The sequence below is a fragment of the Pseudomonas frederiksbergensis genome (assembly GCF_003732275.1).
Taxonomy (GTDB): Bacteria; Pseudomonadota; Gammaproteobacteria; order Pseudomonadales; family Pseudomonadaceae; genus Aquipseudomonas; species Aquipseudomonas frederiksbergensis_H.
Map to the genome: position 1 here is coordinate 60051 of NZ_MOBM01000013.1, position 13616 is coordinate 73666.

Annotated in this window: 11 protein-coding genes; 8 read left to right on the plus strand and 3 right to left on the minus strand. The window is 59.4% G+C overall.

What is annotated here, in order from left to right; all coding sequences use genetic code 11:
• Positions 1–75: 75 nt before the first annotated feature.
• The 6 genes from lepA to pdxJ all read left to right on the plus strand — a co-directional run bounded on the left by lepA (position 76) and on the right by pdxJ (position 6208).
• Complete coding sequence (gene lepA / locus BK662_RS11700; protein ID WP_038981674.1) at positions 76–1875, plus strand: translation elongation factor 4; 1800 nt, start codon at positions 76–78, stop codon at positions 1873–1875.
• 5 nt (positions 1876–1880) lie between these two features.
• Positions 1881–2735: a signal peptidase I gene (lepB, locus tag BK662_RS11705; protein ID WP_109628119.1), complete on the plus strand. Its 855-nt coding sequence runs from the start codon at positions 1881–1883 to the stop codon at positions 2733–2735.
• A 184-nt stretch (positions 2736–2919) separates the two neighbouring features.
• Positions 2920–3609, plus strand: a complete 690-nt coding sequence (rnc, locus tag BK662_RS11710) for a ribonuclease III (RefSeq protein WP_052966248.1) — start codon at positions 2920–2922, stop codon at positions 3607–3609.
• Positions 3602–4504, plus strand: a complete 903-nt coding sequence (gene era, locus BK662_RS11715) for a GTPase Era (protein ID WP_123358191.1) — start codon at positions 3602–3604, stop codon at positions 4502–4504. The genes rnc and era overlap by 8 nt, the downstream gene beginning before the upstream one ends.
• 172 nt (positions 4505–4676) lie before the next feature.
• Positions 4677–5366: a DNA repair protein RecO gene (recO, locus tag BK662_RS11720; protein ID WP_123358192.1), complete on the plus strand. Its 690-nt coding sequence runs from the start codon at positions 4677–4679 to the stop codon at positions 5364–5366.
• Between the two features lie 98 nt (positions 5367–5464).
• Entirely contained in the window at positions 5465–6208 is a 744-nt protein-coding gene (gene pdxJ / locus BK662_RS11725) for a pyridoxine 5'-phosphate synthase (RefSeq protein WP_123358193.1), read from the plus strand.
• Between the two features lie 127 nt (positions 6209–6335).
• On the opposite strand, the gene mltF is transcribed toward pdxJ, so the two are convergent.
• Positions 6336–7796: a membrane-bound lytic murein transglycosylase MltF gene (gene mltF / locus BK662_RS11730; RefSeq protein ID WP_123358194.1), complete on the minus strand. Its 1461-nt coding sequence runs from the start codon at positions 7794–7796 to the stop codon at positions 6336–6338.
• 274 nt (positions 7797–8070) lie between these two features.
• Between mltF and purL the strand changes: the two genes are divergently transcribed.
• The gene (gene purL / locus BK662_RS11735; RefSeq protein WP_123358195.1) at positions 8071–11967 is read left to right on the plus strand and encodes a phosphoribosylformylglycinamidine synthase; all 3897 of its coding nucleotides are present in this window, start codon (positions 8071–8073) and stop codon (positions 11965–11967) included.
• Between the two features lie 5 nt (positions 11968–11972).
• The gene (locus tag BK662_RS11740) at positions 11973–12284 is read left to right on the plus strand and encodes a YqfO family protein (protein ID WP_123358196.1); all 312 of its coding nucleotides are present in this window, start codon (positions 11973–11975) and stop codon (positions 12282–12284) included.
• A 93-nt stretch (positions 12285–12377) separates the two neighbouring features.
• Here BK662_RS11740 and BK662_RS11745 read toward each other — a convergent pair whose 3' ends face one another.
• Together BK662_RS11745 and BK662_RS11750 are read right to left on the minus strand one after the other, a co-directional pair.
• On the minus strand, positions 12378–12956 hold the full coding sequence (locus BK662_RS11745; RefSeq protein ID WP_123358197.1) for a BON domain-containing protein: 579 nt from the start codon (positions 12954–12956) through the stop codon (positions 12378–12380).
• Entirely contained in the window at positions 12953–13546 is a 594-nt protein-coding gene (locus tag BK662_RS11750; protein ID WP_008025961.1) for a phosphoheptose isomerase, read from the minus strand. The genes BK662_RS11745 and BK662_RS11750 overlap by 4 nt, the downstream gene beginning before the upstream one ends.
• Positions 13547–13616: the final 70 nt, after the last annotated feature.

The window sequence follows — 13616 nt, forward strand, 5'->3', positions numbered from 1 at the left end:
TTGCGCCGTGGATCAGGTACAATTCCCGGCTATTTTTCGGCGGGCTATGCCTGCAGCCTTTTTGAGTGTTGATCCGTGAGTGATTTGAGTCATATCCGCAATTTCTCCATCATCGCCCACATTGACCATGGCAAGTCGACGCTGGCCGATCGCTTCATCCAGATGTGCGGCGGCCTTGCCGAGCGCGAAATGGAAGCCCAGGTGCTGGACTCCATGGACCTGGAGCGTGAACGCGGGATCACCATCAAGGCCCACAGCGTCACCCTTTATTACACCGCCCGCGATGGCATCAAGTACCAGCTGAACTTCATTGACACCCCGGGCCACGTTGACTTCACCTACGAAGTCAGCCGGTCGCTGGCGGCTTGTGAAGGTGCGTTGCTGGTGGTCGATGCCGGTCAGGGCGTTGAAGCGCAATCGGTTGCCAACTGCTACACGGCGATCGAGCAGGGCCTGGAAGTCATGCCGGTCCTGAACAAGATCGACCTGCCACAGGCCGATCCGGACCGCGTCAAAGAAGAAATCGAAAAAATCATCGGCATCGATGCCACCGATGCGGTCGAGTGCAGTGCCAAGACTGGCCTGGGCGTCGACGAAGTGCTCGAACGCCTGGTTCACACCATTCCTGCGCCGACCGGCAACTACGAAGATCCGCTGCAAGCGTTGATCATCGACTCCTGGTTCGACAACTATCTGGGCGTTGTTTCCCTGGTACGCGTGCGTCACGGTCGTGTGAAGAAGGGCGACAAGATTCTCGTTAAATCCACCGGCAAGATCCACCTGGTGGACAGCGTCGGTGTCTTCAACCCGAAACACACCGCCACCGTTGACCTGAAGGCCGGCGAAGTGGGCTTCATCATTGCCGGTATCAAGGACATTCACGGTGCACCGGTCGGTGACACCCTGACCTTGAGCTCCACGCCAGACGTTGACGTGCTGCCAGGCTTCAAACGCATTCAGCCGCAGGTGTACGCCGGTCTGTTCCCGGTCAGCTCCGACGACTTCGAAGATTTCCGTGAAGCCCTGCAAAAGCTCACGCTCAACGACTCGTCCCTGCAGTACACCCCGGAAAGCTCCGACGCGCTGGGCTTCGGCTTCCGTTGCGGGTTCCTCGGCATGCTGCACATGGAAATCATCCAGGAGCGCCTGGAGCGCGAGTACGACCTGGACCTGATTACCACCGCGCCGACGGTAATTTTCGAGCTGTTGCTGAAAACCGGTGAAACGATTTACGTCGATAACCCGTCCAAGCTCCCGGACCTGTCATCGATCGAAGACATGCGTGAACCGATCGTGCGGGCCAATATCCTTGTGCCGCAAGAGCACCTGGGTAACGTCATTACCCTGTGTATCGAAAAGCGTGGCGTGCAGCACGACATGCTGTTCCTCGGTACCCAGGTGCAAGTGACCTACGATTTGCCGATGAACGAAGTGGTCCTCGACTTCTTCGACCGTCTGAAATCCACCAGTCGTGGCTATGCTTCGCTGGATTACCATTTCGACCGTTATCAATCAGCTAATCTGGTGAAACTGGATGTGCTGATTAACGGTGACAAGGTCGACGCCCTGGCGCTGATCGTGCACCGCGACAATGCGCACTACAAAGGTCGCCAGTTGACCGAGAAGATGAAAGAACTGATTCCGCGCCAGATGTTCGATGTCGCGATCCAGGCCGCCATCGGCGGGCAGATCATTGCGCGAACCTCCGTCAAGGCACTCAGAAAGAACGTATTGGCCAAATGCTACGGCGGTGACGTTAGCCGTAAGCGCAAGCTGTTGGAAAAGCAAAAGGCCGGTAAAAAACGCATGAAGCAAGTCGGTAACGTGGAGATTCCACAAGAAGCCTTCCTTGCAGTGCTCAGGTTGGATAGTTAGGTCCTATGTCACTAAATTTCCCGCTGTTGCTGGTCATCGCCGTGTTCGTCTGCGGCCTGTTGGCGTTGCTCGATCTGCTGTTCCTGGCGCCACGGCGCCGGGCTGCCATTAACTCTTACCAGGGTAGCGTCAGCCAGGCTGACATGGTGGTGGTCGAGAAACTGAACAAAGAGCCGCTGCTGGTCGAATACGGCAAGTCGTTCTTCCCGGTGTTGTTCATCGTGCTGGTGCTGCGTTCGTTCCTGGTGGAACCGTTCCAGATTCCTTCCGGCTCGATGAAGCCGACCCTGGACGTCGGCGACTTCATTCTGGTGAACAAATTTTCTTACGGGATCCGCCTGCCGGTGATCGACAAGAAAGTCATCGAAGTCGGTGATCCGCAGCGCGGCGATGTCATGGTGTTCCGCTACCCGAGCGACCCGAACGTCAATTACATCAAGCGTGTGGTGGGCCTGCCGGGTGACCAGATTCGCTACACCGCTGACAAGCGTCTGTTCGTCAACGGTGAGTCGATCGCCGAACAACTGGTCGGCTCCGAGCCGGGCACATTGGGCAGCGCCGAGCTCTACAAGGAAAAACTCGGCGTCGCCGAGCACCTTATCCGCAAGGAAATGAGCCGCTACCGCGCAACGCCGGATCATTCGTGGACCGTTCCTGCCGGGCACTACTTCATGATGGGCGACAACCGCGACAACTCGAACGACAGTCGCTACTGGGATGATCCGAGTATTCCCAAGGATCTGCTGGGCATGGTTCCCGACAAGAATATCGTCGGCAAGGCCTTCGCAGTCTGGATGAGCTGGCCGGAACCCAAACTCAGTCACCTGCCGAATTTCTCGCGGGTTGGCCTGATCAAGTAATCACACACGGCGCTGTTGAACACGGCGCCGAATGCATTTCTGGAACCGGCACAATCGGCCCCAGAAGCATGAAAATAATGATATTCAGGACGTAATTTTTGAACACAGCGTTAATTGTCCCAAGCCTGCGCCGCAACACGGCGATGGCGGTGGAATCCAGCCACGAACTCAGCGTGGGTAAACCGTGAGCGTCTCCTTAAGCCGTCTAGAGCGTCAGCTCGGCTACACCTTCAAAGACCAGGAGTTGATGGTCCTGGCCCTGACTCACCGCAGCTTTGCCGGGCGCAACAACGAACGCCTGGAGTTCCTCGGTGATGCCATCCTCAACTTCGTTGCTGGCGAGGCACTGTTCGATCGCTTCCCGCTGGCCCGCGAAGGCCAGTTGTCGCGTTTGCGCGCCCGTTTGGTGAAAGGTGAGACCCTGGCCGTACTGGCCCGTGGTTTCGACTTGGGCGAATACCTGCGCCTGGGTTCCGGCGAATTGAAAAGCGGCGGTTTCCGTCGCGAGTCGATTCTGGCCGATGCCCTGGAAGCGCTGATTGGTGCGATCTACCTGGACGCCGGCATGGACATGGCGCGCGAGCGCGTGCTGGCCTGGCTGGCCGGAGAGTTCGAAGGCCTGACGCTGGTCGACACCAACAAAGATCCGAAAACCCGCCTGCAGGAATTCCTGCAGTCCCGTGGTTGTGAGCTGCCGCGTTACGAAGTGGTGGATATCCAGGGTGAGCCGCATTGCCGGACGTTCTTCGTCGAGTGTGAAATCATCTTACTGAATGAAAAAAGCCGAGGTCAGGGTGTGAGTCGTCGTATTGCCGAACAGGTAGCGGCCGCCGCAGCACTGATTGCCCTGGGCGTGGAGAATGGCCATGACTGATTCAACCGCAACTCGCTGTGGCTATGTTGCCATCGTCGGCCGTCCCAACGTGGGCAAGTCCACGCTGCTGAACCACATTCTGGGTCAGAAGCTGGCGATCACCTCGCGCAAGCCGCAGACCACCCGTCACAACATGCTCGGCATCAAGACCGAAGGCACCGTTCAGGCGATCTACGTCGACACCCCGGGCATGCACAAGGGCGGCGAAAAGGCCCTGAACCGTTACATGAACAAGACCGCTTCGGCGGCGTTGAAAGACGTCGACGTGGTGATCTTCGTGGTTGACCGCACCAAGTGGACCGACGAAGACCAGATGGTCCTCGAGCGCGTTCAGTACGTGACCGGCCCGCTGATCGTGGCGCTGAACAAGACCGACCGTATCGAAGACAAATCCGAGCTGATGCCGCACCTGAGCTGGTTGCAGGAGCAGCTGCCGAACGCGCAGATCATGCCGATCTCGGCCCAGCACGGGCACAACCTGGACGCGCTGGAACGAGTGATCGCCGAGCACCTGCCGGAAAACGATCACTTCTTCCCGGAAGATCAGATCACTGACCGCAGTAGCCGCTTCCTCGCCGCCGAACTGGTGCGCGAGAAAATCATGCGCCAGTTGGGCGCCGAGCTGCCGTACCAGATCACCGTGGAAATCGAAGAATTCAAGCAGCAGGGCAAAACCCTGCACATTCATGCCTTGATCCTCGTCGAACGTGACGGCCAGAAGAAAATCATCATTGGCGACAAGGGCGAGCGCATCAAGCGCATCGGCACCGAGGCGCGCAAGGACATGGAGCTGCTGTTCGACTCCAAGATCATGCTTAACCTGTGGGTCAAGGTTAAGGGCGGCTGGTCCGATGACGAGCGTGCGTTGCGTTCGCTGGGTTATGGCGATCTGTAACACTTAGTCCTGGATGCAAAAATTCCATTGTGGGAGCGAGCCTGCTCGCGATAGCGGTCTGTCAGTCAACATCCTTGTTGAATATCAGGCCCTCATCGCGAGCAGGCTCGCTCCCACAGTGGTTTGGGGTTGTCAGTAAAACTGCGCTTACTCATTGAGAACTGCGATTTCCATGTCCCCAACCCAACCCATCGGCCAACCCGCCTACGTCCTCCACTCCCGCGCCTACCGCGAAAGCAGTGCGCTGGTGGATTTCCTTACGCCGCAAGGTCGGCTGCGGGCGGTGTTGCGTAGCGCGCGGGGCAAGGCCGGGACATTGGCCCGGCCGTTCGTGCCGCTGGAAGTCGAGTTCCGTGGTCGGGGTGAGTTGAAAAACGTCGGCCGCATGGAAAGCGCCGGTGTTTCCACCTGGCTCAACGGCGAGGCGCTGTTCAGCGGCCTCTACCTCAACGAGTTGCTGATCCGTCTGCTGCCCGCTGAAGACCCTCATCCCGCGGTCTTCGATCACTACGCAGCGACCTTGCTCGCCCTGGCCGAAGGCCGTCCGCTGGAGCCGTTGCTGCGCTCCTTCGAATGGCGTTTGCTTGACGACCTTGGTTACGGTTTCGCGCTGAACGCCGACATCCACGGCGACCCCATTGCGCCGGATGGCCTCTACCGCTTGCAAGTGGATGCGGGCCTGGAGCGGGTCTATCTGCTGCAACCGGGTCTGTTCAACGGCATTGAACTGCTGGCCATGGCCGATGCCGACTGGTCCGCGCCCGGTGCGCTGTCCGCCGCCAAGCGCCTGATGCGTCAGGCACTGGCCGTTCATCTGGGCGGTCGTCCTCTGGTCAGTCGCGAGTTGTTTCGCAAGCCATAGTTTCGCAAGCCATAGGAACTGTTGATGCTTGCGTCAACAGACCCAAGCTCCCCGTGTATGCTGTGCGCCGAACTTTCCCTTATTTCAGGAGCGCTTCCGTGACCACCAGCAATCGCATTCTTCTTGGCGTGAACATCGACCACGTTGCCACCCTGCGTCAGGCCCGGGGTACTCGCTACCCGGATCCGGTCAAGGCAGCGCTGGACGCGGAAGAGGCGGGCGCTGACGGTATCACCGTTCATCTGCGCGAAGACCGCCGGCACATTCAGGAGCGCGACGTGCTGTTGCTCAAGGACGTGCTGCAAACTCGCATGAATTTCGAAATGGGCGTTACCGAAGAAATGATGGCGTTCGCCGAACGCATCCGCCCGGCACACATTTGCCTGGTTCCGGAAACCCGTCAGGAGCTGACCACCGAAGGCGGTCTGGACGTGGCAGGGCAGGAAGCACGGATCAAGGCAGCGGTGGATCGCCTGGCGAAGATCGGCTGTGAAGTGTCGCTGTTCATCGACGCGGACGAGCGGCAGATCGAAGCGTCCCGTCGTATTGGTGCGCCAGCCATTGAATTGCACACCGGGCGTTATGCGGACGCCGAGACGCCAACCGAAGTCGCTGAAGAGCTCAAGCGCGTGGCCGATGGCGTGGCATTCGGTCTGGCCCAGGGCCTGATCGTCAACGCCGGTCATGGCCTGCACTATCACAACGTCGAGGCTGTTGCGGCGATCAAAGGCATTAATGAGCTGAACATCGGCCATGCACTGGTGGCCCATGCGTTGTTCGTCGGGTTCAAGTCGGCGGTGTCGGAAATGAAGGCGTTGATTCTGGCTGCCGCCAAAGCTTAAAAGCCAGACACAAAACCAATGTGGGAGCGGGCTTGCTCGCGAATGCGGTGTGGCAGTCGACAGAGATGTTGAATGTTGAACCGCCTTCGCGAGCAGGCCCGCTCCCACATTTGATGGGTGGTGGTTTTTAGAGCGGCGGGGTTTCCTGGCTCGGCTTGGTCTTGTCGACCCCCGGCACATGCAGGTTGCCCTCAGCGATCTGATTGCCTTCCAGCTGCGGCTGTGTGACCCACGTCAGGATGTCGTAGTAACGACGAATGTTCGCCACGAAGTGTACCGGCTCGCCGCCCCGGGCGTAGCCGTAACGGGTTTTGCTGAACCACTTCTTCTCGGACAGACGCGGCAGGATTTTCTTCACGTCCAGCCACTTGTCCGGGTTCAGCCCTTCCTTGGCCGCCAGTTTGCGTGCGTCGTCCAGGTGACCGCTGCCGACGTTGTAGGCTGCCAGCGCAAACCACGTACGATCCGGCTCCTGGATCGATTCGTCCAATTGATCCTTCATGTAGGCCAGGTACTTCGCGCCGCCCATGATGCTCTGCTTGGGGTCAAGGCGATTGGACACGCCCATCGCTTGCGCCGTGTTCTGGGTCAGCATCATCAACCCGCGCACGCCGGTCTTGGACGTGACCGCCGCTTGCCACAGCGATTCCTGATAGCCGATCGCCGCCAGCAGGCGCCAGTCGACTTTTTCTTTCTTGGCGTACGCCTTGAAGTGCTGTTCGTATTTGGGCAGCCGTTGCTGCAAGTGCTGGGCGAAGGTGGTGGCGCCCATGTAACCGAGTACATCGACGTGGCCGTAGTAACGATCTTTCAGGCGTTGCAGGGTGCCGTTTTTCTTCACCTTGTCGAGGTAGGTGTTGATTTCGTTGAGCAGGCTGTTGTCTTCGCCGGCGGCCACGGCCCAACTCTGATTGCTGGAGTCACCGAGGTCGAAAGCTACCCGCACGTTGGGGAAGTACACCTGGTTCATTGCGACTTCATTGGAATCGACCAGGGTCAGATCGATTTGACCTTCATCCACCATGCGCAGCAAGTCGACGACTTCAACCGCGTCGGACTCTTCGTATTCAATGCCGGGATATTTCTTTTTCAGCTCTGCCAGTTGCTCGGCGTGGGTGCTGCCCTTGAGCACCATGATCTTCTTGCCGACCAGATCGCCTGCGTCGGTCGGCCGTGACTGGCCGTTGCGGTAGATGATCTGTGGGGTGACTTCGAGGTAGGAGTGGGAAAACCGCACCTGCTGTTTGCGTTGCTCGCTGCTGACCAGACCGGCAGCAGCCAGCACCGGGCCATTGGGCTTGCCCACCTGACTGAACAGATCGTCGAGGTTGTCGGCGGTTTCGATCTTGAGTTCCACCCCCAGATCGTCGGCGAAGCGCTTCACCAGCTCGTATTCGAAGCCGGTTTCACCGTTGCGATCCTGAAAGTAGGTGGCGGGACTGTTACGGGTAACCACCCGCAGCACGCCATCCTCCTTTACGCGCTCCAGCGTGTTGGGTTTATCAACACAGCCACTGAGCACCAGGAAGAGTCCGGTTGCGATCAGCCATTTGGCATACCGCGGACGCAAAGCCGTTGGGGAAAACATCTGCGCAGTATACGCAAAGGACCACGAGCGCCATATCTCGACAGCGAAGGGCTTGTCTGCTAGAGAGTCTAAAACCCGCTTGGAGCCCGCAGGAATGGGCCTGAACAGCATTTTGTGACAGAAAAAATAACCCTCGACAGGCACCTGTTTCGGGCCCGAATACCCGGCCCGACGTTCGGGTACAGCCATGCGTACCGTTTCGGGTGATGTCGCGGGCGGTTTAGGCTAGAATGCACGGCCTCAAAACACACCCCTTCCCGAGGCTGTCCCGAAGATGTTGATCCTGCGCGGCGCTCCTGCCCTTTCTGCCTTTCGCCACAGCAAACTCCTTGAGCAACTGAGCCAGAAGGTTCCGGCTGTCAGTGGCTTGTATGCTGAATTCGCTCACTTCGCCGAAGTTACCGGCGTCCTGACCGGCGACGAACAGCAGGTGCTTGCGCGCCTTCTGAAGTACGGCCCAAGCGTTCCAGTACAAGAGCCAACCGGTCGTCTGTTTCTGGTGTTGCCACGTTTCGGCACTATCTCGCCGTGGTCCAGTAAAGCCAGCGACATCGCTCGCAACTGCGGCCTGACCAAGATCCAGCGCCTGGAGCGCGGTATTGCGTTCTACGTCGCCGGCCAGTTCAGCGATGCCGAAGCGCAGCTGATCGCAGGCGTCTTGCATGACCGCATGACCCAGATCGTGTTGGATAACCTTGAACAAGCCGCCGGCCTGTTCAGCCACGCCGAACCCAAGCCCCTGACCGCGATCGACGTGTTGGGTGGCGGCCGCGCCGCGTTGGAAAAAGCCAACACCGAGCTGGGCCTGGCCCTGGCCGAAGACGAGATCGACTATCTGGTCGCAGCGTTCGTCGGCTTGAAGCGCAACCCGCATGACATCGAACTGATGATGTTTGCCCAGGCAAACTCCGAGCACTGCCGTCACAAGATCTTCAACGCCAGTTGGGACATCGACGGTCAGAGCCAGGAAAAAAGCCTGTTCGGCATGATCAAGAACACCTATCAGATGCACAGCGAAGGTGTTTTGTCGGCTTATAAGGACAACGCCTCGGTGATCGTCGGCTCCGTCGCCGGCCGTTTCTTCCCGGACCCTGAAACCCGCCAGTACGGCGCGGTGCAGGAGCCGGTGCATATCCTGATGAAAGTCGAAACTCACAACCACCCGACCGCGATTGCCCCGTTCCCGGGCGCATCCACCGGTAGCGGTGGCGAGATTCGTGACGAAGGCGCAACCGGTCGCGGCGCCAAGCCGAAGGCTGGCCTGACCGGTTTCACCGTGTCCAACCTGCAGATCCCGGGCTTCGAACAGCCGTGGGAAGTGCCATACGGCAAGCCTGAGCGCATCGTTACCGCGCTGGACATCATGATCGAAGGCCCTCTGGGTGGCGCCGCGTTCAACAACGAATTCGGCCGTCCGGCCCTGACCGGCTACTTCCGTACCTTCGAACAATCGATCACCACCCCGCGTGGCGACGAAGTTCGCGGTTACCACAAGCCGATCATGCTGGCCGGCGGCATGGGTAACATCCGTGCCGAACACGTACAGAAAGGCGAGATCACCGTTGGCTCCAAGCTGATCGTTCTTGGCGGCCCGGCAATGCTCATCGGCCTGGGCGGCGGCGCGGCTTCCTCCATGGCCACCGGCACCAGCTCGGCGGATCTGGACTTCGCATCCGTACAGCGCGAAAACCCGGAAATGGAGCGTCGCTGCCAGGAAGTCATCGACCGTTGCTGGCAGTTGGGTGACAAGAACCCGATCAGCTTCATCCACGACGTGGGTGCCGGTGGTCTGTCCAACGCCTTCCCGGAACTGGTCAACGACGGTAACCGTGGTGGTCGCTTCGAACTGCGCAACATTCCAAACGACGAGCCGGGCATGGCCCCGCACGAAATCTGGAGTAACGAATCCCAGGAACGCTACGTTCTGGCAGTCGGCCCTGCCGACTTCGAACGCTTCCAGGCGATCTGCGAACGTGAGCGTTGCCCGTTTGCCGTGGTCGGCGAAGCCACTGCCGAGCCGCAACTGACCGTAACCGACAGCCACTTCGGCAACAGCCCGGTAGACATGCCGCTCGAAGTGCTGCTGGGCAAAGCCCCGCGCATGCACCGTTCGGCCGTTCGCGAAAACGAGCTGGGCGACGATTTCGATCCGTCGACCCTCGAGATCGCCGACTGCGTCGAGCGTGTTCTGCATCACCCGGCCGTGGCCAGCAAAAGCTTCCTGATCACCATCGGCGACCGCACCATCACCGGCCTCGTGGCCCGTGATCAGATGGTCGGTCCGTGGCAGGTTCCGGTGGCCGACGTTGCCGTCACCGCCACCAGCTTCGACGTTTACACCGGTGAAGCCATGGCCATGGGCGAGCGCACTCCGCTGGCACTGCTGGACGCTCCGGCGTCGGGTCGCATGGCCATCGGCGAAACCCTGACCAACATCGCGGCGTCGCGCATCGCCAAAATCTCCGACATCAAACTGTCGGCGAACTGGATGTCCGCCGCCGGCCACCCGGGTGAAGACGCGCGTCTGTACGACACCGTGAAAGCAGTCGGCATGGAATTGTGCCCGGACCTCGGCATCACCATTCCGGTGGGCAAGGACTCGATGTCCATGGCCACCCGCTGGAACGACGAAGGCGTCGACAAGACTGTGACTTCGCCGATGTCGCTGATCGTGACCGGTTTCGCCCCAGTAGCTGACATCCGTCAGACCATGACCCCGCAACTGCGCATGGACAAGGGCACCACCGACCTGATCCTGATCGACCTCGGTCGCGGTCAGAACCGCATGGGTGCTTCGATCCTTGCTCAGGTTCACGGCAAACTCGGCAAGCAGGCCCCGGACGTCGATGACGCCGAAGACCTGAAAGCCTTCTTCGCCGTGATCCAGGGCCTCAACGCCGACGGTCACTTGCTGGCTTACCACGACCGTTCCGACGGTGGTCTGCTGACCAGCGTGGTGGAAATGGCCTTTGCCGGTCACTGCGGTCTGAGCCTGAACCTCGACGGTCTGGCAGAAACCTCCGCCGACATCGCCGCGATCCTGTTCAACGAAGAACTGGGCGCTGTGATCCAGGTTCGCCAGGACGCTACTCCAGACATCCTCGCTCAGTTCAGCGCGGCTGGCCTGGGTGACTGCGTGTCGGTGATCGGTCAGCCAATGAACAACGGCGAGATCAGCATCACCTTCAATGGCGATACCGTGTTCGAAGGTCAGCGTCGTCTGCTGCAACGTCAGTGGGCTGAAACCAGCTACCAGATCCAGCGTCTGCGTGATAACGCTGACTGCGCCGAACAAGAATTCGACGTGCTGCTGGAAGAAGACAACCCGGGCCTGAGCGTCAAGCTCAGCTACGACGTCAACCAGGATGTCGCCGCGCCTTACATCAAGAAAGGCATCCGCCCACAGGTTGCCGTACTGCGTGAGCAGGGCGTCAACGGTCAGGTGGAAATGGCGGCCGCGTTCGACCGCGCCGGTTTCAACGCGATCGACGTGCACATGAGCGACATTCTGGCCGGCCGTGTCGACCTGAACGAGTTCAAAGGTCTGGTGGCTTGCGGCGGTTTCTCCTACGGCGACGTACTGGGTGCCGGCGAAGGCTGGGCCAAGTCCGCGCTGTTCAACAGCCGCGCTCGCGATGCCTTCCAGGGCTTCTTCGAACGTAACGACAGCTTCACCCTCGGCGTGTGCAACGGTTGCCAGATGATGTCCAACCTGCACGAGCTGATCCCGGGCAGCGAGTTCTGGCCGCACTTCGTGCGTAACCGTTCCGAGCAGTTCGAAGCTCGCGTGGCGATGGTGCAGATCCAGGAGTCGAACTCGATCTTCCTGCAGGGCATGGCCGGTTCGCGCATGCCGATCGCCATCGCGCACGGTGAAGGCCATGCCGAATTCGCTAGCGAAGAAGCGTTGCTGGAAGCCGATCTGTCGGGTTGTGTGGCGATGCGTTTCGTCGATAACCATGGCAAGGTCACCGAAAACTACCCGGCCAACCCGAACGGCTCGCCGCGCGGGATCACCGGTTTGACCAGCCGTGACGGTCGCGTGACCATCATGATGCCGCACCCGGAGCGTGTATTCCGCGCCGTGCAGAACTCGTGGCGTTCGGAAGACTGGAACGAAGACGCACCTTGGATGCGTATGTTCCGTAACGCTCGCGTCTGGGTTAACTAAGCGCCGTGTACAAGCTCAGTTTTTTTGTTCCGGCCAGCCATGTCGAGGTGGTCAAAAGCGCTGTGTTCGCTGCCGGTGGCGGGCGGATCGGGGCTTATGATCACTGTGCGTGGCAGGTGTTCGGGTTGGGTCAGTTTCGTCCACTGGATGGCAGTCAGCCGTTTATTGGTGAAGCGGGGCAGGTCGAGCAGGTTGAGGAATGGAAGGTTGAGCTTGTGGTCAGCGATGAGTTGATTCGGGCGGTGGTGATGGCTCTGAAAGAGAGTCATCCCTATGAGACGCCGGCTTATGAGGTATGGCGGTTGGAGGATTTCTGATCGTTCTGGCCATTGAAATGAAAAACCCGCTGAAGTGATTTCAGCGGGTTTTTTTATGTGCGCCTGGCATGGGCGCCTTCGCCAACAAGCCGATCAGTCGATGTACTCAAACAACTTCACGATTTTCTGCACGCCGGAAACGCCTTGTACCAGACTGGTCGCCTGGGCGGCTTCCTGCTTGGTCAGCAGACCCAACAAGTAGACGATGCCATTTTCGGTCACGACTTTGATACGCGAACCGGGGATGGAGGCGTCGGTGAGCATCTGGGTCTTGATCTTGGTGGTCAGCCAGGTGTCGTTCTGACGTGCCAGCAGCGAGGAGGGCGCCAGTACTTGCAGCTCGTTATGCACCTTCTTTACCCGCTGAACGGCGGCGGCAACCTGTTCTGCCTTGGCCTTGAGGTCGGCGCGAGGGGTTTGCCCGGCGAGCAGCACCACGCCGTTGAAGCTGGTGACGACAATGTGCGAGTTGTTGTCCAGGTCCGGATCGGCCTTGGCGATGTTTACACCAGCCTTGGTTTCGATCAGGGAGTCGTCGATCTTGCTGCCGAAGGTACGGGTGCCACGGTCATCGTCGATCGGCGCTTCACGGCTGGCGTTAACCACCGAGGTGCAGCCACTGATGCCAAGGCACAGGGTCAAGGCCAGAAGGCCTAGGCGATTAGGGGTCATTCTTCACTCCCGAACAATTGGCTGTCGATCAAATCGCAAAGGCAATGGATCGCCAGCAGGTGGACTTCCTGAATACGTGCAGTGACGTTGGCCGGTACGCGAATCTCGACGTCCTCAGGCAAAAGCAGTGACGCCATGCCGCCGCCATCACGACCGGTCAATGCTACGACAATCATTTCGCGATCATGTGCGGCCTGGATCGCTTGAATTATGTTTGCCGAGTTGCCGCTGGTGGAAATCGCCAGCAAAACATCGCCCGGCTGGCCGAGGGCGCGAATCTGTTTGGAGAAGATTTCGTTGTAGCTGTAATCGTTGGCAATCGAGGTGATCGTCGAGCTGTCAGTGGTCAGCGCGATGGCGGGCAGACTCGGGCGCTCGCGCTCGAAACGGTTGAGCAGCTCGGACGAAAAGTGCTGGGCATCACCGGCAGAGCCGCCGTTGCCGCAGGAGAGCATTTTGCCTTCGTTGAGCAGGGCGTTGACCATCACTTGGCTGGCTTGCTCGATGTGCGGTGCAAGTACGTCCATCGCCATTTGCTTGGTGTCGATACTGGCCTGAAAAAGCTGGCGAATTCGGGATTGCATGTCCATCTGTGTGACCTTAATTAGCGCGGCTACTTGGCACATGAATGTGCAGCCCGCAAAGCAAAGAGCAAAAGTG

Coding starts and splice junctions, on each gene's coding strand:
- lepB (WP_109628119.1), top strand. CDS start 1,881: ATGTCACTAAATTTCCCGCTGTTGCTGGTCATCGCCGTGTTCGTCTGC.
- era (WP_123358191.1), top strand. CDS start 3,602: ATGACTGATTCAACCGCAACTCGCTGTGGCTATGTTGCCATCGTCGGC.
- recO (WP_123358192.1), top strand. CDS start 4,677: ATGTCCCCAACCCAACCCATCGGCCAACCCGCCTACGTCCTCCACTCC.
- mltF (WP_123358194.1), bottom strand. CDS start 7,796: ATGTTTTCCCCAACGGCTTTGCGTCCGCGGTATGCCAAATGGCTGATC.
- purL (WP_123358195.1), top strand. CDS start 8,071: ATGTTGATCCTGCGCGGCGCTCCTGCCCTTTCTGCCTTTCGCCACAGC.
- BK662_RS11745 (WP_123358197.1), bottom strand. CDS start 12,956: ATGACCCCTAATCGCCTAGGCCTTCTGGCCTTGACCCTGTGCCTTGGC.
- BK662_RS11750 (WP_008025961.1), bottom strand. CDS start 13,546: ATGGACATGCAATCCCGAATTCGCCAGCTTTTTCAGGCCAGTATCGAC.